This is a genomic window from Streptomyces sp. NPDC057249 (assembly GCF_042669245.1).
Lineage (GTDB): Bacteria > Actinomycetota > Actinomycetes > Streptomycetales > Streptomycetaceae > Streptomyces.
In genome coordinates this window covers 212,805-235,290 of sequence record NZ_JBHUXS010000004.1, presented here as the reverse complement: position 1 = coordinate 235,290, position 22,486 = coordinate 212,805, and the positions used below count along the sequence as shown (strand labels likewise).

The window sequence follows — 22,486 nt, the reverse complement described above, 5'->3', positions numbered from 1 at the left end:
GGGCCGCGGAGCCCTCGCGCGTACGGGACGCGGCTCAGCCCAGTCGTAAGTGGTGCAGCATCAGCAGGCCGGCCGCCATGCCCGCCGCCGGGACCTCGCCGCGGGCGACCAGGTCGGGGATCAGCTTCAGGGGTATCCACTCGCGGCGCGAGGATTCGAAGGCGTCGCGCGGTTCGCCCGTCCAGTCGGCCTCCTCGCCCCAGTAGAAGTGGTGCCGGGCGTCGGTGAGGCCGTTGGAGGGTTCCACGGTCAGCAGCGGGTTGAGCGGGCCGGGGCGCCAGCCGGTCTCCTCCTCCATCTCGCGGGCCGCCGCCACCGCCGGTGATTCGCCGTCCTCCACGACGCCCGCCGCCAGCTCCCAGCCCCAGCTGTCGGTGATGAAGCGGTGCCGCCACAGCAGCAGCACCTCGTTCGCCGCGTTGACGACGGTGGCCGCGGCCACCGGGCGCAGCCGGATGACGAAGTGGTCGAGCCGGCCGCCGCCGGGAAGCTCGACATCGGCCAGGTTGACCCGGAACCAACGGTTCTCATACACGGGTTGCTCGTTCAGGTTCGTCCACTGCACGGTTCTGCCACCTTTCGATCGCCGGTGGCCGTATCGCAGCAGACTTCCGCTCACAGCGGTACGCGCAGCGCCCCCTCCACGCGGGCAGCCGCCCGTTCCGCGTCGGCGCTCCCGCCGGCGGCCAGCTCCGCGCGGACCGCCAGCAGCCGGTCCCGCAGCCGCTGCGACTCCATGCCCCGGGCCCGGTCCGCCATCTCGACCGCCGTGGCCGCCGCCCGGTCCGCCTCGCCCCGGCGCAGCTCGACCGTGGTGAGCACGGCGAGGCGATGGACCCGGCCCCGGTCGTGCGCGGGGCTGCGGACCGCCGCCACCGCGTGCTCCCGGGCGGCCGGCAGGTCCCCGAGGCTCAGCAGCGCCTCCGCCACCTGCACATCGACCAGGCCCGGCTGCACGTAGCCCGTCTCGTCCGGCTCCCGGCCCGGCCTGATGCGGGCGGCCTCGGACTCGGCGCGGCCGATGCACGCCAGCGCGCTGCCCCGGTCCCCGAGCCGGGCGTACGCCTTGGCCTGCATCGCGTGCAGGTCGGCCGCGAGCGCGGGGGTGATCTCGCGGCCGGCCGCGCGCAGGGCGGCCTCGGCGAAGGCGACGGACTGGCGGAACTCGGCGAGGAACAGCGACTGGTTGACCAGCAGCGCGATCACATAGCCGCCGAGCGCCCGGTCCCCGCTCGCCTTGGCCAGCCGCAGCGCCTGGTGGAAGTAGCGCTGGGCGAGACCGTGTGCGTCGGAGTCGTAGGCGCAGATGCCCGCCACGGCCACCAACGCGCCCGTCGCGCGGTGCAGCTGACGGCCCGTCGCGTCGCTGTAGCCGCCGCGCAGCAGCGGGGCGGCCCCGGCGTTGAGGAAGCCGACGACGCGCGCCCGCGTCGCGATCCCGCCCGCCCTGCGGTACATCAGTTCGTAGTGGTCACGGGCGGCCCGCAGGGTTTCCAGATCGGCCGCGCCGACCCCGGACGGCCCGGCCCTCGACACATCGGCGTCCTCCGGCGGGTTCTCCCACTCCCAGACGGGCATCACGGCACCGGTCCCGGTGACCGCCGGAGCGGTGACGACGTGCGGGCGCTGCTGGGCGTCGCAGCGCCACACCCCGGTGGCCCGTTCCACGAAGCCGGTGAGCGAGGAGCCCCGGACGGGCGGGTGGCCGCCGTCGGGGACCGCCATGCCGATGTCGTCCAGCGACACGGCCCTGCGCAGGCGGTTTCCCAGTACCTCGCAGATCAGGTCGGGCACCTGGCCGCGCGGGCGCTGGCCCTTCAGCCAGCGGGCGACGGCGGTGTGTTCGTACCGCAGTCCGAGACCGCGCGCCCGGCCGGCCCGGTTCACATGGGCGGCCAGTCCCGCCCGGGAGACACCGGCCTCCTCGATCAGGGCCTCCAGCGCGGTATTGGGCTCCCTCGGCCCCATGTGCCCCTCCGGTGGTTCGGCACGCCAGGACGTGTCGCCCCAGTGGAGCACGATTCACACGGGGTGTGAACGGAATGCCCGAACCGTCCCTCCGCGCACGCTGCCGGAGCGGCCGGCGGCTCGCTTGAATGAATGCCCTCGCAGGGCGCGGACGGGCCGTCTGCTCCCCCTCGTACAGCAAGGCGGCCCGCAGCCGCGCGGTCCCCCCGCCGGCCTGCCCGACACTCCGCGGCGGAGGCGGACGGCGAGCACACAGGAGGGGCGTGTCCGGTGGCCGGACACGCCCCTCCTTCTCGTGCTTCGCGCGGTGACTACGCTCCGCGCAGCACCGCGCCCGTACGCTCGGCGGCCAGGGCCACCGCCGCGTCACGGGCGGCGCTCGCTTCATCGACCGTCAGCGTCCGGTCGGTGGCGCGGAAGCGCAGCGCGTACGCCAGGGACTTGCTGCCCGCGCCGATCTGCTCGCCGGTGAAGACGTCGAACAGCCGCAGCGACTCCAGCAGTTCGCCCGCGCCCTCGCGGAGCGCGCGCTCCACGTCGGCGGCCGGCACGTCCTCGCCGACGACCAGCGCGACGTCCTGGGTCGCCACCGGGAAGGTGGAGATCCGCGGGGCCCGCAGGACGCCGTCGACGGCCTGCTCCAGAATGTCGAGGTCGACCTCCATGGCGCAGGTGCGCTCGGGGAGGTGCAGCTCCTTGATCACGCGCGGGTGCAGCTCGCCCGCGTGCCCGAACAGGGTCTCCTGGCCGGCCACGGTCACGTACAGCGCGGCGCAGCGGCCCGGGTGCCAGGGGGCGTGCCGGTCGGCGCGGACGGTGACCTCGACCCCGGCCTCGCGGGCGACGGCACGCGCGGCCTCGACGGAGTCCGCCCAGTCGGCCGGGCGGCCCTCGCCCCACCAGCCGGCCTGCTCGCGGGCGCCCGCGAGGACGACGGCGGCGCGGCGCGGCTGACGCGGGAGCGCGGCGTCGAGCGCCGCGATGTCCTGGTCCGAGGGGCGGCGGTCGACGGGCAGACGGACGGGCTTGGTCTCCTGGCCGGTGGGCCTGAAGACGAGACCGGTCTCGAAGAGCGCGAGGTCGTGGCTGCCGCGGCCGTCGTTGCGCCGCAGTGCGCCGAGGAGGCCCGGCAGCAGCGTGGTGCGCAGCGAGGGCTCCTCGTCGGAGAGCGGGTTGACCAGCTTGACCGTGCGGCGGCGGGCGTCGTCCGCCTCCAGGCCGAGCTGGTCGAGGACCGCCTCGCCGATGAACGGGTAGTTCAGCGCCTCGACGTAACCGGCGCCCGCGAGCGCCCTGCCGACGCGGCGGTGGAGCCGCTGGCGGTCGGTGAGGCCGCGGCCGGAGGGCGGCGTCGGGAGCGTGGAGGGCAGGTTCTCGTAGCCCTCCAGGCGGATGACCTCTTCGGCCAGGTCGTTCGGCTCGGTGAGGTCGGGTCGCCAGGACGGCGTGGTGACCAGGAGCTCGTCCTGCCCGTAGACGTCGCAGCCGACCTCCTGGAGGCGGCGGACGACGGTCTCGCGGCCGTAGGCCACGCCGGCGACCTTGTCGGGGTGGTCGGCCGGCATCGTGATGGTGCGGGGCGCGGACGGGGCGCTGACCTCGGTGACGCCCGCCTCGGCGGTGCCGCCGGCCAGGAGGACCAGCAGGTCGACGGTGCGCTGCGCGGCAGCGGCGGCGGCCTGCGGGTCGACGCCGCGCTCGAAGCGCTTGGACGCCTCGGAGGGCAGCTTGTGGCGGCGCGCGGTGCGGGCGATCGAGATCGCGTCGAAGTGCGCGGCCTCGATGACCACCTCGGCGGTGTGCGCGCCCTCGGCGGCGTCGGCGATCTCCGTGTCCGCGCCGCCCATGACGCCCGCGAGGCCGATGGGGCCGCGGTTGTCGGTGATGACGAGGTCGCCGGAGTCCAGGACGCGGACCGCGCCGTCCAGCGTGGTGAGCTTCTCGCCCTGCTCGGCGCGGCGGACCCCGATCGGGCCGTCGATCCGGGTCCGGTCGTAGGCGTGCAGCGGCTGGCCGAGTTCCAGCATCACGTAGTTGGTGACGTCGACGGCGAGCGAGATCGGGCGCATGCCCGCCTTCTGCAGCCGGCGCTGCATCCAGATCGGGGTGCGGGCCTCGGGCTGGAGTCCGACGACGGTGCGCGCGGTGAAGCGGGAGCAGCCGAGGGGGTCGGAGACCTTGACCGGGTAGCCGTAGGCGTTGGGCGCGGGCACGTCCAGGAGCGCCGGGTCGCGCAGCGGCAGGCCGTAGGCGACGGCGGCCTCGCGGGCGACGCCGCGCATGGACAGGCAGTAGCCGCGGTCGGGCGTGACGGCGATGTCCAGGACCTCGTCGCGGAGCTCCAGGAGCTCGATCGCGTCGGTGCCGACCTCGTACTCGGGCGGGAGCACGATGATCCCGTGGGTGCCGTCGTCCCCCATGCCGAGCTCGTCGGCGGAGCAGATCATGCCGTGCGAGGTCTTGCCGTACGTCTTGCGGGCGGCGATCGCGAAGTCGCCGGGGAGCACGGCGCCGGGCAGGACCACGACGACCTTGTCGCCGACGGCGAAGTTGCGGGCGCCGCAGACGATCTCCTGCGGTTCGCCGGTGCCGTTGGCGGTGCCGACGTCGACCGTGCAGAAGCGGATCGGCTTCTTGAAGCCCTCCAGCTCCTCGATGGTCAGCACCTGTCCGACGACCAGGGGGCCGGTGAGGCCGGCACCGGTCTGCTCGACCGTCTCGACCTCCAGGCCGACGGCGACCAGCTTGGCCTGCACGTCGCGGCCGGTCTCGGTGGCCGGCAGGTCGACGTATTCCCGCAGCCAGGAAAGCGGGACGCGCATCAGATCTCCATCCCGAAGGGCCGGGTGAACCGGACGTCACCTTCGACCATGTCTCGCATGTCTTCGACGTTGTGGCGGAACATCAGCATCCGTTCGATGCCGAACCCGAAGGCGAATCCGCTGTACTTCCGGGGGTCGACGCCGCAGGCGGTGAGCACCTTGGGGTTGACCATGCCGCAGCCGCCGAGCTCGATCCAGCCCTCGCTGCCGCAGGTGCGGCAGGGGCGGTCCGGGTTGCCGACGGAGGCGCCGCGGCAGACGTAGCAGACCATGTCCATCTCGGCGGACGGCTCGGTGAACGGGAAGAAGTTCGGCCGCAGCCGGGTCTTCATGTCCGGGCCGAAGAGCGCCTGGACCATGTGGTCGAGGGTGCCCTTCAGGTCGGCCATGGTCAGGCCCTCGTCCACGGCGAGCAGCTCGATCTGGTGGAAGACCGGGGTGTGCGTGGCGTCGAGCTCGTCGGTGCGGTAGACGCGGCCGGGGCAGACGACGTAGACGGGGGGCTCGCGGTCGAGCAGGGTACGGGCCTGGACCGGGGAGGTGTGCGTACGCAGGACGACACCGGACTCGTCGTTCTTCGCGCCGTCGGCGCCCTGGACGAAGAAGGTGTCCTGCATCTGCCGGGCCGGGTGGTCGGGCACGAAGTTGAGGGCGTCGAAGTTGAACCACTCGGCCTCGGCCTCGGGGCCCTCGGCGATCTCGTAGCCCATGGCCACGAAGACGTCGGCGACGCGCTCCATGAAGGTCGTCAGCGGGTGGCGGGCGCCGGCCGGGGTGCGGTCGTAGGGCAGGGTGACGTCCACCGCCTCCTCGACCAGCACGCGGGCGTCACGCTCGGCCTCCAGCTCCGCCTGGCGGGCCGCGAGGGCGCGGCCCACGGCGGCGCGGGCCTGGCCGACGCGCTTGCCGGCCTCGGCCTTGGCCTGCGGGGGCAGTGCGCCGATCTCGCGGTTGGCGAGCGACAGGGGCGAGGTGCCACCGGTGTGCGCGGTCTTCGCCTGGGCGAGCGCGTCGAGGTCACCCGCGGCGGCGAAGGCGGCGAGCGCCTCGTCCCGGATGCGCTCGATCTCTTCCGGTTTCAGTGCCTCGACCTCGACTGGGTCGTACGACTTGTTCGGTGCCGACATCTCTTCCCGTACTTCCGATTGGCTGAGTGCTGCGCTTACCGGGGGATACTCCCGGACCCCCGTGACCTCGCTCGAAGACCGGAGGACGCAAAGGTGCCAAGGGTCGAGTCTAAGGGTCGCGGGGCGGGTGGGGCGCCCGTGGGCCGCTCGGGGCCTTAACTCAGGTAGGCCGGCGTGCTCACGGGCAGCATAAATCGGAACTCCGCGCCGCCTCCGGGGCCGCGGCCGACCGTGATGGTACCGCCGTGAGCCTCGACGATGCCCTTGACGATGTAGAGGCCCAGGCCCGTGCCGCCGCGCTTGCTGCCCCGCCAGAAGCGGGTGAAGACGCGGCTCATGGACTCCTCGGGGATGCCGGGACCTTCGTCGCTCACGGTGACGGCCGCTCCCCTCTCGTCGCTCTTCGCCGGTGCGGGTGCCACGTCGATGGTGACAGTTCCCTCGCCGTGCCGCACCGCGTTTTCCAGCAGGTTGCCGAGCACCTGGTCGACCTTGTCCGGGTCGGCCCACACCGCGGGCAGCGGCTGGCAGGTGCGGACGAGGAAGCGGCCGGGGTCCTGGCCGGCCGCGGTGTGCGCCTGCACGTGGCGCTCGACGGCGGCGGACAGGTCGACGGGCTGGCGGCGCAGCTCCAGGCGGCCGGAGTCGATCCGGGAGATGTCCAGGAGCTCGGTGATGAGGCGGGTGACCCGGTTGGCGTCGGCGTACACCGTTTCCAGCATCAGGCGCTTCTGGTCGTCGGTGAAACGTTCCCACTTGGCCAGGAGCGTCGCCGTGAAGCCCTTGACCGAGGTCAGCGGCGAGCGCAGTTCGTGGGCGACGGTCGCGATGAGCTCGGCGTCGCTGCGCTCGGTGCGGCGGCGGGCCTCCGTGCCGCGCAGGCTGACGACCAGGCGGCGGACGGGGCCGGTGGGGGCCTCGCGCACATAGCGGGCGGAGACCAGGACCTCGCGCCCGCCGGGCAGCAGGAGGTTGCGCTCGGGCTGGCCGGTCCGGGTGGCGAGGCCGCCGTACGGGTCGGTCAGCTCCCACCAGCGGCGGCCCTTGAGGTCTTCGAGCGGCAGCACCTGCTCCACCGGGCGGCCGAGGGCGGCGGCCTTGGGCACGGCGGTGATGCGGACGGCGGCGGCGTTGAAGCAGATGATCCGGCCGGTCCCGTCGGCGACGACGAGCCCGTCGGGGAGGTCGTCGGGGTCCAGCCCGAGGCCGCCCGCCGCGGCGTCCGTGACGGCGGGGCCCTGAGGTCCGCCGTCGGCGCGCACGACAGCCGCGTGTGCCGCGCGCGGCCCGCTCATGCCGACAGCCATTCCCGTACCCCACTCTCGAACCGGTGCAGTGGGCCCCCGAGTGCGTCACCCTACTAGTCGTTGGTGACGCAGCGACACCCTGTGGCGGCTCTCCGTCGAAGTGGAGGGCGCGGAGAGGGCTCAGCCGGTGGTGCGGCGGGGGCGCTGGGCGCGCGCGGAGGCGTAGAGGCAGACGGCGGCGGCGGTGGCGAGGTTCAGGCTCTCCGCCTTGCCGTGGATCGGCACCCGTACCACGGCGTCGGCCAGGGCGCGGGTCTCCTCCGGCAGGCCCCACGCCTCGTTGCCGAAGACCCAGGCGGTGGGTCCGCCCATGGTGCCGGCGTCCAGTTCGTCGTCCAGGTCGTCCGCGCCCGCCCCGTCGGCGGCCAGGATGCGGACGCCCGCCTCGCGCAGCCCGTGTACGGCCTGTTCGACGGGGACGCCCACGGCGACCGGCAGGTGGAAGAGCGAACCGACCGAGGCCCGCACCGACTTGGGGTTGTACAGGTCGACGGAGGCGTCGGTCAGGACCACCGCGTCGGCGCCCGCCGCGTCGGCGCAGCGCAGCACCGTGCCGGCGTTGCCGGGGTCGCGGACGTGGGCCAGGACGGCGACGAGCCTGGGCCGGGCCGCGAGGATCGCGTCGAAGGGCGAGTCGAGGAAGCGGCAGACCCCGATGAGGCCCTGCGGGGTGACGGTCTGGGAGACGTCGGCCAGGACGTCGGGACCGGCGAGGTGGACGCGGGCGCCGGCCGCGTGGGCGGCGTCGACGATGGCGGCGTAGCGGTCGGCGGCCTCGACGGTGGCGAAGAGTTCGACCAGGGTCGGCTGTCCGTCGTCGCCCCGGTGCTCGGCGGCCTCGCGCACGGCCTGCGGCCCCTCGGCGATGAACCTGCGCTCCTTGCCGCGGAAGTTGCGCCGGGCCAGCCGCCGGGCGGCGGCGACCCGCGGCGAACGCGGGGAGATCAGTTCGGGGATGCCCATGATCGGCGGCGAGCCTCTCTGCGTACGAGGGTGCGGGTCGTGGCGGGTGGAGCCGGGGGTGCAACGCACCGGACCCGCAGACGGCGAGCGCCTGCGGGTCCGGCTCAAACCAGGAAGTGCGGCCTGGGGGTCAGGCGGCCTTCGGGGCGTTGACGTCGCTCGGGAGGGCCTTCTGGGCGACCTCGACGAGGGCGGCGAACGCGTTGGCGTCGTTGACCGCGAGCTCGGCCAGGATCTTGCGGTCCACCTCGATGTTGGCGGCCTTCAGACCCTGGATGAGGCGGTTGTACGTCATGCCGTTCTGGCGGGCAGCCGCGTTGATGCGCTGAATCCAGAGCTGACGGAAGTCGCCCTTGCGCTTCTTGCGGTCGTTGTAGTTGTAGACCAGGGAGTGGGTGACCTGCTCCTTGGCCTTGCGGTACAGGCGCGAACGCTGACCGCGGTAACCGCTGGCCTGCTCGAGGATCGCCCGGCGCTTCTTGTGGGCGTTGACTGCCCGCTTGACGCGTGCCACTTGTTAACTCCTTGTAGCGGGGCCGTGGTCGTACTCACACGACCCGGAAACGAATTGGTCCCGGTCGGATCGAGGGCGTGTCCCCGGGCTCACCGGGGACGACGGCCTCACTTGCCGAGAAGCTTCTTGACCTTCTTGGCGTCGGCCGGAGCCGCGACGACCGTGCCGGTCAGCGAGCGCGTCTTCTTGGACGACTTGTGCTCGAGCAGGTGGCGCTTGCCGGCCCGCTCGCGGAGCACCTTGCCGGAGCCGGTGATCTTGAAGCGCTTGCTGGCACCGCTGTGCGTCTTGTTCTTCGGCATCGCGCCGTTCTCTCCTCGTCAGTGGCGCCCCTCTCGGTGCGGGCACCGGACTGCAGGGGCGTCAGATCTTGGTGGTGGTTCCGGGGGGGACCCGGGGGTGCCTGGGTGGCACCCCCCGCGGTCACGCCTCGGAAGGTGTCTCGGCCTCGGGCGCCGCCTCGGCCGGAGCCTCGGGGGCCTTCTCCGCGGGCGCGGCGTCGGGGGTGTTGTTCCCCTGGCGCTCCGCCTTGCGGGCGGCCTGGGCCTCGCGGGCCTCGGCCATGGCTTCGGTCTTCTTCTTGTGCGGGCCCAGAACCATGATCATGTTCCGGCCGTCCTGCTTCGGGTTGGACTCGATGAAGCCGAGTTCCTCCACGTCCGAAGCGAGACGCTGGAGCAGCCGGAAGCCCAGCTCGGGGCGGGACTGCTCACGACCGCGGAACATGATCGTGATCTTGACCTTGTCGCCCTGCTTGAGGAACCGGACGACGTGACCCTTCTTGGTGTCATAGTCGTGCGGGTCGATCTTCGGCCGGAGCTTCATCTCCTTGATGACCGTGTGCGCCTGGTTCTTGCGCGCTTCACGGGCCTTCATGGCCGACTCGTACTTGAACTTCCCGTAGTCCATGAGCTTGCACACGGGCGGACGGGCGGTTGCCGCCACCTCGACCAGGTCGAGGTCGTACTCCTGTGCGAGTTCCAGGGCCTTGGCAAGCGGCACAATCCCGACCTGCTCGCCGCTGGGACCGACAAGTCGCACCTCGGGCACGCGAATCCGGTCGTTGATGCGGGGCTCGGCGCTGATGGATCCTCCTCGGTAGCACCACGCGACCGCCTGGCGGACAGCCGCGTAACGTCTGTTTCAGACAGACCAACCGCATCGGAGCAAGAAAAATGCCCCGAACGGGACACAGGCGGGGCTCCTGGAAAACCGGAACACCGCCACGGTGAACCGCGGGGCGCATCGGGCGGCTCCATCGTCCGTACGGAACGATGGGCACCACCTGACCGGTGACCCGCCGCCCTGAGGGCGGCCAGGTGGGAGAGCGGAGCCTCCACTTGTGGGCCGGGCACATAGCTGTCCGGCCGGTCGTCACCCTAGGTTAGCAGCTCGGCGGGGCGGGCACCAACCGGCGTGCGCACCGGCTCCCGCGGGCGGAGGCCGGCCGCCGGGGGCCTATCGTAAGGCGCATGAGTGACGCGACCCCCAGCAGTGATTCCCCCGGCTTCGACGAGATGGCCCGCGACATCGCGGAGGTGCCCGCCGTCGAGGTGATCGTGACGGTCGCCGTCAACCTGATGAGCGCCGCCGCCGTGAAGCTCGGCCTGACCGAGGACGGCGACGCGCACAAGGACCTGGACGAGGCCCGCAAGCTGGTCCACGCGCTGGCCGGCCTGCTGGACGCCAGCACCACCGAGATCAGCTCCTTCCACGCCGCCCCGCTGCGCGACGGCCTGAAGTCCCTCCAGCTGGCCTTCCGCGAGGCGTCGCTCGTGCCGGACGAGCCGGGGCAGGGCCCGGGCGAGAAGTACACCGGCCCGGTCTTCGGCTGAGCGCCGGGTCCCCCTTTCCTTCCGTATGTCCGTGAGCCCCCCGCCGGTCCTTCCGGCGGGGGGCTCACGCGCTTCGGGCAGGGGTCAGACCTCCGCGGCCGTCTCCCCGCCGCGCAGGGAGGGGTGCGTCAGCCGGTGGGCGAGCGCCGCGAGGAGGCCGCCCACCAGCGGGGCCACGATGAACAGCCACAGCTGGGAGAGGGCCGCGCCGCCCGCGAACAGGGCGGGACCGAGGCTCCGGGCCGGGTTGACCGAGGTGCCGGTGAGCGGGATGCCGACCAGGTGGATCACCGCCAGGGCGATGCCGATGGGCAGCCCGTCGAAGCCGACGACCGCCACCTTGTGGGTCACCGCGAGGACCACGAAGACCAGCAGGAAGGTGAGCACCACCTCGGCGAGGAAGGCGCCGCCGAGGTTGATGTGGACGTCGGAGCGGTCGCCGTAGCCGTTGCTCCCGAAGTGCCCGCTCGTCTTCAGCCCCGGCACCTGCTTGGCCAGCAGGAACAGCAGCGCCGCGCCGGCGATGCCGCCGGTGAACTGCGCGATCCAGTACGTCACGGCCGTGCGCACGTCGATCCGCCGGGCGGTCAGCATGCCGAGCGTGACCGCCGGGTTGATGTGGCAGCCCGAGATCGGACCGAGGGCGTAGGCGAGGGCGAGGAGCACGAAGCCGAAGGAGAGGGCGATGCCCACGACCCCGATGAACTCGGTGCACAGCACCGCCGAGCCGACGCCGAAGAAGACCAGCAGCAGGGTGCCGAGGAACTCCGACACGGCTGTCCGCATCTGCATACAACCACCTCGCGAAGATCATCCCTTTTCTTCGCAATTCTGCGGCTGTGTTCGGTTTCGCGCGCGCTGAACCGTACGGGCGGTCAGCGCGTGAACAAGGGCTCACCCGGCGTGCGCGCCCCGGCCGGGAGCAGCGCGAGGTCCAGGCCGCGGACCAGCCGGGCGCGCAGCACCTCGTCGGCCGCCAGGGCGCGGGCGACGCGGCCCGCCGCCTGGGCCGGGTCGGCGTCCGCCGCCAGGACCAGCGCGAGGGTGCCGTCGGCGCTGCCGGGGCCGAGATGCGCGCGGAGCACGGCGGGCTCGGCGGCGACGGCCGCGCGGACGGCGGCGGTGACCGCGGGGTCGTCCAGCGGGTCCGCGCTGGCGCGGCCCTCGGCGAGGGCGCGCAGGGCGGACCCGGTCAGCTCGAAGGCCACCGGCCCGGCGAGGTCGAGCACCACGGTGTCGGCCTTCTCGTGCGCGGCGGCCTGGAGCGCCTGGTGCAGGGGTACGGCGACGGGGCGGGCCTGCGGGTCCCACCGGGCCAGCGACGCGGTGGAGGTGAAGGCGGGCAGGGCGCGGCGGTCCCCGGCCTGGAGGGTGGGCACGGCCATGTCACTGGTCTTCTCGCGCCGCAGACCCCGCTCGTCCTCCTCCACCTCGCCGAGGACGGCCACGACGGGCACCAGGAGCCGGGCTCCCTTCAGCGCTTCGAGGACCGGCGCGACGGCGGTGCGGTCCTCGGCCCAGGCGGCGAGCGCCGAGGCCAGGGCGGGGTCGGCGGTGCCGTCGTCGTCGGAGTAACCGGGGTCCGGGATGTTCTTCTGCGCCACAGGGCGAGCGTAGTGCCTGGCCGGCGGGGCCCGGTCAGCGGTTCCGGGTGAAGGGGGAGCGCCCGCGCCACAGCAGCGCGCCGGCCGCGAGCAGGAGCAGGCCGAGGCCCCCGGCGGCCGGGGCGAGCCATCCGGCCGGTCCGTCGTCCCCGGGCTCGGGCGTGGGCCCGGCGCCGAAGTACCGCTTGCGGTAGCCGGCCGGGGCGGAGTCGCCGCGCGCGGTGTCGGAGCGGAGGCCGCCGCCCGCCTCGATGGCCGCGGCCGGGTCGACGATCCCGTGGCCGCGTGCGTCGTCGCGGCCACCGGCGGGGGCGTCGCGCGCGGTGTCGGTGAGCAGCTTCCTGATCTGCGCGGGCGTGAGCCCGGGGTGCGCGGACTTCACGAGGGCCACCGCCCCGGAGACGAACGCGGCGGCGGCGGACGTGCCCCACTCCACGTAGTACTTGCGGTCGGGCGCCGGTACGACGATGTCGTCGCCGGGGGCGCTCACGGTGGCGTACCAGCGGCGGGTGGAGAACGAGGCGTGGGTGCCGTACCGGTCCACGGCCGCGACGGCGATCACCCCGGGGTAGGCGGCGGGGTACGAGATGTGGTCGCCCTTCTCGCCTCCGTTGCCGGCCGAGGCGACGACGACGGCGCCCTTCCGCAGGGCGTACTGGACGGCGGCGTCCTCGCCGGGCTCGGGGTGCGCGGACTCGCTGTCGTCGCCGAGCGAGAGGTTGATGACGTCGGCGCCGTGGTCGGCGGCCCAGCGGATGCCGTCGGCGAGCGCGGTGCCCCGGGTCCTGCGGGCCTCCGCGCGGTCCGGGTCGCTCGCTTCGAGGATGACGCGGACCGGGAGGATCTTGGCCTCGGGCGCGATGCCGAGGACCCCGTCGGCGCGTCCGCTGCCGTGGCCCCGGCCCGCGATGATCCCGGCCATGGCCGTGCCGTGCCTGGCCCATGCCTTGTCGCCGCGCCCGGCACCGAAGCCGATGAGGTCCTTGCCGGGCAGGACCTGGCCGGCGAGGTCCGGCAGACTGCCGTCGACGCCGGTGTCGACGACGGCGACGGTGACGCCCTCGCCGCGCGTGGTCTCCCAGGCCCGGTCGGTGTGCAGCGCGGCCAGGCCCCACTGCTGGGCCCGGATGGTGTCGGCCCCGGCGGGGGTCGCGGGGAGCAGGGCGAGGGCGGTGGCCGCGCAGAGGACGCCCAGGGCGTGTTTCATTCCGGCTGCTCCGTGAGGTGGGCCACGTGGGTGCGCAGCGCGCGCTCGACCCCGTCGGACAGGCCCTTGGCCTCGTGGCCGAGACCGGCCTGCGCGGCGGGGGTGGTGGCGCCGGTGGCCATGGCCCGGTCGGCGGGCTGCGGCGGGCTGCTCACGCGTCCGTCGGCGAATCCGGACACGGCGAAGGCGACGACCGGAATCCCGGTCAGGACGTGGACGGACCAGCTGGCGCGCTGCCGGGCGCCGAAGGAGGCGGCGGGGCTGTCCTTCACGGGGTAGGTGCGGGGCAGCAGGTCGGTGCGGCGGTCGAGGTGCCGGCCGGCGAACCGGGCGCCGAGGCCCCGCATCGCGTCGGGGTCGGCCTCGGTGAAGGCGAGCCCGACGGTGGTGACGCTGCTGGCGGTCGCGTCGGTGTAGGTGGCGCGCAGGACGTGGGCGCAGCCGACCGTGCGCAGCGTCTTGGCGAGCAGCGGGTCCAGTGCGTCGGCGCAGCCGCTGTCGGGCGCGACGGCGAGCCTCGTCCAGACCCGGTCGGCGCCGCCGGGCCCTGCGCCGTCGCCCTTCAGGGTGCGGGGGAAGAGGGAGTCCACGGGGATGCTGTGCCAGGCTTCCCGGCCCACGGTGTACGCGCTGCGGGCGGCGGGACCGTCGTCGGGGCCGCCGGTGAGCCGGGTGCCGACGGCGGCCCCGGCGATCAGCCCGAGGCCGAGCACACCGCAGACCCCGGCGGCCACGGTCCGGCGGGGGCGGCGCGGCCGGGCCGGGGATTCGGGTGGTGGGGCGGCGGGGGGCGGCCAGTGGGCGGAGGCCGGTGCGGGCCCCCTGTGCGGTGCCGGGGCGGTCGCGTCCCGGGCCGGGGACGGTCGCGGCGGGTCCTGCTCGGCGGCGGCCGGCGGCGGTGCGTCCGGGCGGGGCGGGGGCGTCGGGCGGGGCGGGACGGGGGAGCGCCGTGCTTCGGTGCTCATCCGCCCCCCTGGTCCGTTCCGTACCGCGCGTCCCCCCGCCTGCGGACGGGGCCCCGTTCGCCGCGTGGGCGTCACTCTACGGGCTGGGGAGACCCTGGTGGGAGCGGGCGGTCCGGGCACCGGCGGATCTGCACGGATCTTCCCCCTACCCAGCGGTAGAACCGTCTGGCAAGCTGCGGCCATGACTGCCCGAGCCACTGACCGGGCCCGTTACGACCGGGCCACCGCCCATCTCGACGCTCCCGTCGCCGTCGTGGATCTGGAGGCGTTCGACGCCAACGCGGACGATCTCGTCCGCCGGGCGGCGGGCAAGCCGGTCCGGGTGGCGAGCAAGTCGGTGCGCTGCCGGGCCCTGCTGGAGCGGGTGCTGGCGCGGCCCGGCTTCGCCGGCATCATGTCGTTCACGCTCGCGGAGTCGCTGTGGCTGGCCCGGGCCGGGTTCGACGACGTGCTCCTGGCCTACCCCTCCGCCGACCGCCCGGCGTACGCGGAGCTGGCCGCCGATCCGAAGCTCGCCGCCGCCGTGACGGTGATGGTGGACGACCACGCCCAGCTCGACCTGATCGACGCGGCGCGGGCGGGCGGCACCCAGGAGATCCGGGTCTGCCTGGAGCTGGACACCTCGCTGCGGATGCTCGGCGGCCGGGTCCGGATCGGGGCCCTGCGGTCGCCGCTGCGCTCCCCCGCCCAGCTGGCCGACCTGGCCAGGTCGGTGGTCCGGCGCCCCGGTTTCCGGCTGGTCGGGCTGATGGCGTACGAGGGGCACATCGCGGGTGTCGGGGACGCGGTGGCGGGGCGTCCGCTGCGGTCCAGGGCGATCCGGCTGATGCAGGCCACGGCCCGGAAGGAGCTGGCGGCCCGGCGGGCCGAGGTGGTGCGGGCGGTCCGGGCCGTCGCGCCGGACCTGGAGTTCGTGAACGGCGGCGGTACGGGCAGCGTGCAGCACACGGCGGCGGAGGACGCGGTGACGGAGATCGCCGCCGGTTCGGGGCTGTACGTGCCGCGCCTGTTCGACAACTACACCTCGTTCACCGCCCGCCCGGCGGCCCTGTTCGCGCAGCCCGTGGTGCGGCGGCCGGGCGTGGGCGTGGTCACGGTGCTCGGGGGCGGCTATCCGGCGTCGGGCGCGGCCGGGGCGGACCGGCTGCCGGTCCCGTATCTCCCGGAGGGGCTGCGCTACGACCCGCAGGAGGGCCCGGGCGAGGTGCAGACCCCGCTGCTCGGTGCCCCGGCCGACGATCTGCTGATCGGTGACAAGGTGTGGTTCCGGCACGCGAAGGCCGGTGAGCTGTGCGAGCGGTTCGACGCGCTGCACCTGATCGAGGGCGACCGGGTGACGGCGACGGTTCCCACGTACCGGGGCGAAGGCCGTACGTTCCTCTAGGGCGTGCGTTCGACGGAGCTGCCGACGCCGCCGTCCGTGGCCGTGCCTCCGATGGGGCGGATGCCCTTCGTGAGGGTGTCCATGAGGGCCAGCGGCGGCCCGTCGGGTCCCGCGTCGAAGGCGTACCGCACGATGACGGGCGACTCACTGCCGACGGGTGAGGGGAAAGCGAGGGACTGAACGTAGCCGCCGGGGCCGTTGGCGGTGGTGACCTTCCAGCGGATGTAGTAGCCGGTGCGGCCGGCCACGGTGACCTCGCCGGCGGCGGTCTGCCGGTGGCCGGTGATGCCGCCGTGGGTGCGCCGGCCGAGGATGTCCTCGTCGTAGGCGCGGTCGGCGGCTTCGCCGATGTCCTCCTGGGCGAGGGCTTCGGGGGTGGTGGCGTCGGTGCCGCCGGGGGTCCGGGTGGTGACGGTGCCGGGGTAGCAGTACGAGGAGGACGCGCCGGGGCAGTCGTACGACTTCTCGGTGCGCATCGTGAGGAGCTGGCCCGAGGTGCGCTCCGGCCGCTCCCAGCCGTCCGGGATGGGCAGCGTGATGCCGTTGAGCTGGTCGGTGAGCACGTCGGCGTCCTCGTGCACGGGTGTGCCGTCCGGTGTGGGGTCGTCGTCGCCGGGGACCCCGTCGGTGCCGGTCCGGGTGGGCGACTGCGAGGCGTGGGCGGCCGGGGCCGCCGGGTCGTCGTTCCGGGTGAGGAGCACGGCCCCGGTCACGGCGGCGCCGACGACGACCGCGCCGGCGGCCACGAGGGCGACGGCCCGGGCGCTCCCGCTGCCCCGCGGAGCCGGGGCGGGGGCCGGGGCGGGGGCCGGGGCGGGGGCGTGGGCGGGCGGGGCGGCGGGCGCCCGGGTGTGGGCGGTCCAGGCCGTCCCGTCCCACCAGCGCTCGGTGCCGGGCGCGGAGGTGTCCGGGTACCAGCCGGGCGGCGTCGGGTAGCTCATCGCTCCACTCTAGAGAGCGGCCTACAGCGGGGTGACGTAGGCGCCGGAAATGCCGCCGTCCACCAGGAAGTCGGTGGCGTTGACGAACGAGGAGTCGTCGCTCGCCAGGAAGGCCACGGCGGCGGCGATCTCGGTCGCCTCGGCGAACCGGCCGAGCGGGATGTGCACCAGCCGGCGGGCCGCCCGCTCCGGGTCCTTGGCGAACAGCTCCTGGAGCAGCGGGGTGTTGACCGGCCCGGGGCAGAGCGCGTTGACGCGGATGCCTTCGCGGGCGAACTGGACGCCCAGTTCGCGGGTCATGGCCAGGACCCCGCCCTTGGACGCGGTGTACGAGATCTGCGAGGTGGCCGCGCCCATCCGGGCCACGAAGGAGGCGGTGTTGATGATGGAGCCCCGGCCCTGGCGGCGCATGTAGGGCAGGGCGGCCTTGCAGCACAGGTAGACGGAGGTGAGGTTGACGTCCTGGACGCGTTTCCACGCCTCCAGCTCCGTGCTGAGGATGGAGTCGTCCTCGGGCGGCGAGATGCCCGCGTTGTTGAAGGCGATGTCGACCGATCCGTAGGTGTCGTCGGCCGTGCGGAACAGCTCGGCGACCTGTCCGGGGTCGGTCACGTCGACGCGTACGAAGGTGCCGCCGACCGCTTCGGCGGCCGCCTCGCCGGCCTGCGCGTCGATGTCGCCGCAGACGACGTGCGCCCCCTCGGACGCGAGCCGGTGGGCGGTGGCCAGGCCGATGCCGCTGCCGGCGCCGGTGATGACGGCGGTGCGGCCGACGAGGCGGCGGCAGATGGTCCCGTGGTCCGTGGTCATGGGCGGTCAGGCCTCCGTGCTCAGGAAGACGTTCTTGGTCTCGGTGAAGGCGGTGAGGGCGTCGGGCCCCAGCTCGCGCCCGACGCCGGACTGCTTGAACCCGCCGAACGGGGTCCAGTAGCGCACCGCCGCGTGCGAGTTGACGGAGAGGTTGCCCGCCCGGACGGCCCGGGACACGCGCAGGGCGCGCCCCACGTCACGGGTCCAGAGCGAGCCGGCGAGCCCGTAGTCGGTGGCGTTGGCGAGGCGTACGGCGTCCGCCTCGTCCTCGAAGGGCAGCACGACGGCGACGGGCCCGAACACCTCCTCGGTGGCGACGGGCGCGTCCGCCGGGACGTCGGTGAGGACGGTCGGCGGGAACCAGAAGCCGGGCCCCTCGGGCGCGCTCCCCCGGATCGCGGCGGCGCCCTCGGGGACGAAGCCGCGTACGCGTTCGAGCTGGGTACGGGAGATGAGCGGGCCCATCCGGGTCTTCTCGTCGGCGGGGTCGCCGACGGTGTACGCGGCGACGGCGGGGGCGAGGTGGGCCAGGAAGCGGTCGTACACGGAGCGCTGGACGAGGATGCGGGTGCGGGCGCAGCAGTCCTGGCCGGCGTTGTCCAGGAAGGAGTCGGGTGCGGCGGCCGCGGCGGCCTCGATGTCGGCGTCGGCGAAGACGATGCCGGGGCTCTTGCCGCCGAGTTCGAGGGTGACCCGCTTGAGGCGGTCGGCGCACTTGGCCATGATCCGCTTGCCGGTGCGGGTGGAGCCGGTGAACACGATCTTGGCGACGCCCGGGTGTTCGACCAGGGCGTTGCCGGCCTCGTCGCCCGCGCCGGGCAGGACCTGGAAGAGGTGTTCGGGCAGGCCCGCCTCCAGGGCGAGCTGCGCGAGGCGGAGGGCGGTGAGCGGGGTGGTCTCGGCGGGTTTCAGGAGCACCGCGTTGCCGGCGGCGAGGGCGGGGGCGGTGCCCCAGGCGGCGATAGGCATCGGGAAGTTCCAGGGGGCGATGACGCCGACGACGCCCAGGGGTTCGAGGATCGTGAGGTCGAGGCCGCCGGGGACGGGGATCTGCCGGCCGTTGAGCCGTTCCACTCCCCCGGCCGCGTAGTCGAGCAGGTCGCGGACGTTGCCGGCCTCCCAGCGGGCGTTGCCGATGGTGTGGCCGGCCTCCCGGACCTCCAGCCGGGCCAGTTCCTCGGTGTGGGAGTCGACGGCGGCGGCGAACCGGCGCAGCAGCCGGGCCCGGTCGGCGGGGGCGAGCGCGGCCCAGGTGAGCTGGGCGGCGGTGGCGCGGACGACGGCGGTGTGGACGTCCGGGGCGGCGGTGGCGGGGACGGTGGCGACGAGCTCTTCGGTCGCCGGGTTCAGGACGTGGTGCTCGTGGATCACGGGGTCCTCACAGCGGTCGTGGTCTCGCAGGCGTCGTGCTCACAGGCGTTCGAAGGAGCGGCGCAGTTCCCAGTCGGTGACCGCCGCGTCGAAGGCGTCGAGTTCGACGCGGGCCATGGTGCGGTAGTGCGCCACGACGTCCTCGCCGAACGCCTCGCGGGCGATATCGCTCTCCTCCCAGAGCGCGGCGGCCTCGCGCAGGGTGGCCGGGACGTGGTCGTAGGCGGCGGTGTAGGCGTTGCCCTCGCAGGGTTCGGGGAGTGCGAGCCCGTGCTCGATGCCGTACAGGCCGGCGGCGACGAGTCCGGCGACGGCCAGGTACGGGTTGACGTCGCCGCCGGGGAGCCGGTTCTCGAAGCGCAGCGAGGCGCCGTGGCCGACGACGCGCAGGGCGCAGGTGCGGTTGTCGTGGCCCCAGGCGACGGCGGTCGGGGCGAAGGAGCCGGGGCGCAGCCGCTTGTACGAGTTGATGTTCGGCGCGAAGAGGAGGGAGAGGTCGCGCAGGGCGGCGAGCTGACCGGCCAGGAAGTGCCGCATCACGGGTGACATGGCGCCGTCCGCCCCGGCCATGACGGAGCGTCCGGGGTCGGTGGTGGAGCGCAGCGAGAGGTGGATGTGGCAGGAGTTGCCCTCGCGTTCGTTGAATTTGGCCATGAAGGTGAGCGCCATGCCCTCCTGGGCGGCGATCTCCTTGGCGCCGGTCTTGTAGACGGCGTGCTGGTCGCAGGTGACCAGGGCTTCGTCGTAGCGGAACACGATCTCGTGCTGGCCGGGGTTGCACTCGCCCTTGGCCGACTCGACGGCCAGGCCCGCGCCCGCCATCTCGTTGCGGATGCGGCGCAGCAGGGGCTCGACGCGGCCGGTCCCCAGGACGGAGTAGTCGACGTTGTACTGGTTGACGGGGGTCAGGTCGCGGTAGGCCCGGTCCCACGCCTGCTCGTACGTGTCCTTGAAGACGATGAACTCCAGCTCGGTGCCGACGTGGGCGGTGTAGCCGTGGTCGGCGAGGCGTTCGAGCTGGCGGCGCAGGATCTGCCGGGGCGCGGCGGTGACGGGCGCGCCGTCGGCCCAGGCGAGGTCGGCGAGGACCAGCGCGGTGCCCTCGTGCCAGGGCACCCGGCGCAGGGTGGTGAGGTCGGGGCGCAGGGCGAAGTCGCCGTACCCGTTGTCCCAGGAGGACATGGCGTAGCCGTCGACGGTGTTCATGTCGGTGTCGACGGCGAGGAGGTAGGCGCAGCCTTCGGTGCCGTGGCTGACGACCTCGTCGAGGAAGAAGGGGGCGGCGAAGCGCTTGCCCTGGAGCCGTCCCTGCATGTCGGGGAAGGCCAGGACGACGGTGTCGATCTCCCCGCCGTGCACGAGGCGGCGCAGGTCGCCGAGGGCGAGCGGGGCGGTGCGGTCGGACACGGACGGGTCCTCTCCTCGCGGGCCGGCGGGCGCGTACAAATCTAGGGCGAGGGCGGGTGTTGTGGGTACGGTGCCGGGGTGTTCCGCGCGCCGTACGAGGGAGGGCACCGGTGAACCGTCCGCTGGTCGGGATCAGCACCTACCTGGTGGCTTCGGCGCGCTGGGGCGTATGGGACCTGCCGGCGGCGCTGGTGCCCGCCGGCTACACCCGCATGGTGCGGGAGGCGGGCGGCCTGGCCGTGCTGCTGCCGCCGGACGAGCCGGAGTCGGCCGCTCGGACCGTGGCCCGGCTGGACGCGGTGGTGGTGGCGGGCGGTCCCGATGTGGAGCCGGCGCGTTACGGGGCCGCGCGCGACCCGCGCACCGGGCCGCCCGCGCCGGAGCGCGACGTCTGGGAGGCGGCGCTGATCGGCGCGGCGCTGGAGTCGGGGACGCCGTTGCTCGGGGTGTGCCGGGGGATGCAGCTGCTGAACGTGGTGTGCGGGGGCACCCTGATCCAGCATCTGGACGGCCACGGCGGCCCGGACGGGGCGCCGGGCGTCTTCGGCTCGCACCGGGTGACGCCGGTCCCGGGCACCCGGTACGCGTCGCTGGCGCCCGCCCCGTGCGAGGTCCCGGCCTACCACCACCAGGCCGTGGACCGGCTCGGTACCGGCCTGGTGGCGTCGGCGCACGCGGCGGACGGCACCGTGGAGGCGGTCGAACTCCCCGGCGGCCACTGGGTCCTGGGGGTGCAGTGGCATCCGGAGATGGGCGACGACTTCCGCGTGGTGCGGGGCCTGGTGGAGGCGGTGCGAGGTTAGCCGAGGCGGTGGCGCAGCCAGGTCAGGGCGGCGGCGCCCTGGGCGGCCTGGAAGGCCCGGAGCGTCGGCAGGCCGGGCGGGTCGGGGCGCAGCGCGTGCTCCGCGAAGTACCCGGCGACGGCGGCGAGTACGGCGGTGACGGCGTCGGGGTCCGCGTCCCGGCCGAGCGGGTGGGCGGTGAACAGGGCGTCCGGGTCGGGCCCGGGCGGTCCGGAGGCGTAGCCCTGGGCGGCCACGCACGGGAGCATCACCAGCAGGTCGAACCAGGGCGCGGCGCGCACCGCGTGCGGCCAGTCCACGAAGACGGTGCGGTCCTCGGTGAGCAGGATGTTGTCGGCGCGCAGGTCGCTGTGGGCGAGGGTGTCCCCGGCGGCGGCCTCGGGCCAGCCGGCCTCCAGCTCCGCGAGGACGGCGAGGTGGCCGGCGGCCCAGGGGTCGAGGCGGGCGTGGCCGCCGGCGGCGTGCAGGGTGCGCCAGCCGTCGAACATCGAGGACTTGCCCCAGGCGGCCGAGGTCACCTCGGCCGGGGCCGGGGTGAGGGCGTGGGAGAGCGCGCCAACGGCCGTCAGGACCCGGTCCAGCTCGGCCCGGTCCCAGGGCACCCGGGGCTGGCGGCCGTCGATGTCCTCCAGCACGAGGGCGACGCAGCCGCCGTCGTCGTACGAGCCGAGCAGCCGGGGCGCCGGGGCGTGCGGCGGCAGGGCGGCCGTGAGGCGGGCCTCGGCGCGGTGCATGGCGGGGCTGTCCGGGTTCACCTCGGCGCTCACCGCCTTGACGAAGGCCCGGCCGCCGTTCGCGAGCCGGACCCGGGCCGCGACTCCGGGCGAGAAGCCGCCGCTCTGGCTGCGGGCCTCGGTGACCGGTGCGCCGAGGATGTCCTCGACGGCCTCGCGTACGGCGGCGGGCAGGCCGGACCAAGGGAGGCGGACGCCCTGCGCGGGCGGTGCGGTGGCGGTCATCGGCGCGTGCCTCCCGGTCCGTCCGGTGCGGTGGCGGCCGTCCACGTCAGAGGGGTGGGGCCGGAGGGGTCTCCGTACCCCAGCGAGCGGTACAGGCCCTCGCCCTCGGGGGTCGCGGTCAGGTTGATCCGCGAGCACCCGGCCCCGACCAGGTGGTCGTGGACGGCCCGGAAGGTCCGGCGGGCGTATCCCTGCCGCCGGTGGCCGGGGTCGGTGGCGACGGACGCGATGTGCCCGACGTACGGGGCGCGGCCCGGCCGGGGCAGGGACCACATGTACTGGCCCACCGTGCTGGACAGCAGCCGGTCCCCCGCGTCGATCACATAGGCGACGAAGTGCGGGTCGCCGGCGAGCCGTTCGCGGAAGTACGCCTCGCACACCGGGGTCCAGTCGGGCTCCGGGACGATTCCGGCCGAGGCGAGCATGATCCGGCGCAGCCGGGTGACCTCGGCGGCGTCCTCGGCGCCGGCCCGTCTCAGGTGCGGCGAAGTGTTCATGC

22 protein-coding genes are annotated in these 22,486 nt (G+C 74.2%); 3 read left to right on the top strand and 19 right to left on the bottom strand.

The features are described from left to right. Positions 1-34: 34 nt before the first annotated feature. The 9 genes from ACFUJY_RS09725 to infC form a co-directional block, all read right to left on the bottom strand. A complete protein-coding gene (locus ACFUJY_RS09725; protein ID WP_383297004.1) occupies positions 35-565 on the bottom strand; it encodes an NUDIX hydrolase in 531 nt (176 codons plus the stop codon). A gap of 50 nt (positions 566-615) precedes the next feature. After that, positions 616-1,968 carry a transcriptional regulator gene (locus ACFUJY_RS09720; protein ID WP_383297002.1) on the bottom strand — a complete coding sequence of 451 codons (1,353 nt, stop codon included), beginning with the start codon at positions 1,966-1,968 and terminating at the stop codon, positions 616-618. A 311-nt stretch (positions 1,969-2,279) separates the two neighbouring features. Further along, entirely contained in the window at positions 2,280-4,790 is a 2,511-nt protein-coding gene (pheT, locus tag ACFUJY_RS09715) for a phenylalanine--tRNA ligase subunit beta (protein ID WP_383296999.1), read from the bottom strand. Then, positions 4,790-5,917, bottom strand: coding sequence for a phenylalanine--tRNA ligase subunit alpha (gene pheS, locus ACFUJY_RS09710; protein WP_383296996.1), 1,128 nt, complete (start codon positions 5,915-5,917; stop codon positions 4,790-4,792). Before pheS ends, pheT begins: the two co-directional genes overlap by 1 nt. Before the next feature lie 155 nt (positions 5,918-6,072). Continuing rightward, on the bottom strand, positions 6,073-7,224 hold the full coding sequence (locus ACFUJY_RS09705) for an ATP-binding protein (RefSeq protein WP_383296993.1): 1,152 nt from the start codon (positions 7,222-7,224) through the stop codon (positions 6,073-6,075). Between the two features lie 120 nt (positions 7,225-7,344). Further along, on the bottom strand, positions 7,345-8,187 hold the full coding sequence (locus tag ACFUJY_RS09700; RefSeq protein ID WP_383296991.1) for a TrmH family RNA methyltransferase: 843 nt from the start codon (positions 8,185-8,187) through the stop codon (positions 7,345-7,347). A gap of 130 nt (positions 8,188-8,317) precedes the next feature. Then, entirely contained in the window at positions 8,318-8,701 is a 384-nt protein-coding gene (gene rplT / locus ACFUJY_RS09695) for a 50S ribosomal protein L20 (RefSeq protein ID WP_018103794.1), read from the bottom strand. Positions 8,702-8,808: 107 nt separating this feature from the next. Further along, positions 8,809-9,003, bottom strand: coding sequence for a 50S ribosomal protein L35 (rpmI, locus tag ACFUJY_RS09690; RefSeq protein WP_018103793.1), 195 nt, complete (start codon positions 9,001-9,003; stop codon positions 8,809-8,811). 121 nt (positions 9,004-9,124) lie between these two features. Beyond that, a complete protein-coding gene (infC, locus tag ACFUJY_RS09685) occupies positions 9,125-9,787 on the bottom strand; it encodes a translation initiation factor IF-3 (RefSeq protein WP_383297465.1) in 663 nt (220 codons plus the stop codon). Positions 9,788-10,173: 386 nt separating this feature from the next. Between infC and ACFUJY_RS09680 the strand changes: the two genes are divergently transcribed. Further along, positions 10,174-10,536, top strand: coding sequence for a DUF1844 domain-containing protein (locus ACFUJY_RS09680; RefSeq protein WP_073967877.1), 363 nt, complete (start codon positions 10,174-10,176; stop codon positions 10,534-10,536). An 84-nt stretch (positions 10,537-10,620) separates the two neighbouring features. Here the strand turns inward: ACFUJY_RS09680 and ACFUJY_RS09675 are convergent, their stop codons facing one another. The 4 genes from ACFUJY_RS09675 to ACFUJY_RS09660 all read right to left on the bottom strand — a co-directional run bounded on the left by ACFUJY_RS09675 (position 10,621) and on the right by ACFUJY_RS09660 (position 14,081). Beyond that, entirely contained in the window at positions 10,621-11,328 is a 708-nt protein-coding gene (locus ACFUJY_RS09675) for an MIP family channel protein (protein ID WP_383296987.1), read from the bottom strand. 83 nt (positions 11,329-11,411) lie between these two features. Further along, positions 11,412-12,140, bottom strand: a complete 729-nt coding sequence (locus tag ACFUJY_RS09670) for an SseB family protein (protein WP_383296984.1) — start codon at positions 12,138-12,140, stop codon at positions 11,412-11,414. A gap of 34 nt (positions 12,141-12,174) precedes the next feature. Continuing rightward, the gene (gene mycP, locus ACFUJY_RS09665) at positions 12,175-13,347 is read right to left on the bottom strand and encodes a type VII secretion-associated serine protease mycosin (protein WP_383296981.1); all 1,173 of its coding nucleotides are present in this window, start codon (positions 13,345-13,347) and stop codon (positions 12,175-12,177) included. After that, positions 13,344-14,081: a hypothetical protein gene (locus ACFUJY_RS09660; RefSeq protein ID WP_383297463.1), complete on the bottom strand. Its 738-nt coding sequence runs from the start codon at positions 14,079-14,081 to the stop codon at positions 13,344-13,346. Before ACFUJY_RS09660 ends, mycP begins: the two co-directional genes overlap by 4 nt. Positions 14,082-14,493: 412 nt before the next feature. Here ACFUJY_RS09660 and ACFUJY_RS09655 point away from each other — a divergent pair, with 412 nt between their 5' ends. Beyond that, entirely contained in the window at positions 14,494-15,696 is a 1,203-nt protein-coding gene (locus ACFUJY_RS09655; protein WP_383296978.1) for an amino acid deaminase/aldolase, read from the top strand. Here ACFUJY_RS09655 and ACFUJY_RS09650 read toward each other — a convergent pair. The 4 genes from ACFUJY_RS09650 to ACFUJY_RS09635 are packed head-to-tail and all read right to left on the bottom strand — an operon-like array spanning position 15,693 to position 20,225. Next, complete coding sequence (locus ACFUJY_RS09650) at positions 15,693-16,637, bottom strand: DUF2510 domain-containing protein (protein ID WP_383296976.1); 945 nt, start codon at positions 16,635-16,637, stop codon at positions 15,693-15,695. The two genes, ACFUJY_RS09655 and ACFUJY_RS09650, sit on opposite strands and share 4 nt — an antisense overlap. A 21-nt stretch (positions 16,638-16,658) precedes the next feature. Continuing rightward, complete coding sequence (locus tag ACFUJY_RS09645; RefSeq protein WP_383296974.1) at positions 16,659-17,447, bottom strand: 3-oxoacyl-ACP reductase; 789 nt, start codon at positions 17,445-17,447, stop codon at positions 16,659-16,661. Positions 17,448-17,453: 6 nt separating this feature from the next. Further along, positions 17,454-18,818 (bottom strand): aldehyde dehydrogenase family protein, encoded by a 1,365-nt coding sequence (locus ACFUJY_RS09640; RefSeq protein ID WP_383296971.1) that lies wholly within the window; start codon positions 18,816-18,818, stop codon positions 17,454-17,456. A 39-nt stretch (positions 18,819-18,857) separates the two neighbouring features. Next, complete coding sequence (locus ACFUJY_RS09635) at positions 18,858-20,225, bottom strand: glutamine synthetase family protein (RefSeq protein ID WP_383296969.1); 1,368 nt, start codon at positions 20,223-20,225, stop codon at positions 18,858-18,860. A 110-nt stretch (positions 20,226-20,335) separates the two neighbouring features. Here ACFUJY_RS09635 and ACFUJY_RS09630 point away from each other — a divergent pair, with 110 nt between their 5' ends. Continuing rightward, a complete protein-coding gene (locus ACFUJY_RS09630) occupies positions 20,336-21,028 on the top strand; it encodes a gamma-glutamyl-gamma-aminobutyrate hydrolase family protein (RefSeq protein WP_383296966.1) in 693 nt (230 codons plus the stop codon). Here ACFUJY_RS09630 and ACFUJY_RS09625 read toward each other — a convergent pair. Next, on the bottom strand, positions 21,025-21,987 hold the full coding sequence (locus tag ACFUJY_RS09625) for a phosphotransferase family protein (protein ID WP_383296963.1): 963 nt from the start codon (positions 21,985-21,987) through the stop codon (positions 21,025-21,027). The two genes, ACFUJY_RS09630 and ACFUJY_RS09625, sit on opposite strands and share 4 nt — an antisense overlap. Further along, on the bottom strand, positions 21,984-22,484 hold the full coding sequence (locus ACFUJY_RS09620) for a GNAT family N-acetyltransferase (RefSeq protein ID WP_383296960.1): 501 nt from the start codon (positions 22,482-22,484) through the stop codon (positions 21,984-21,986). Before ACFUJY_RS09620 ends, ACFUJY_RS09625 begins: the two co-directional genes overlap by 4 nt. Positions 22,485-22,486 lie beyond the last annotated feature (2 nt).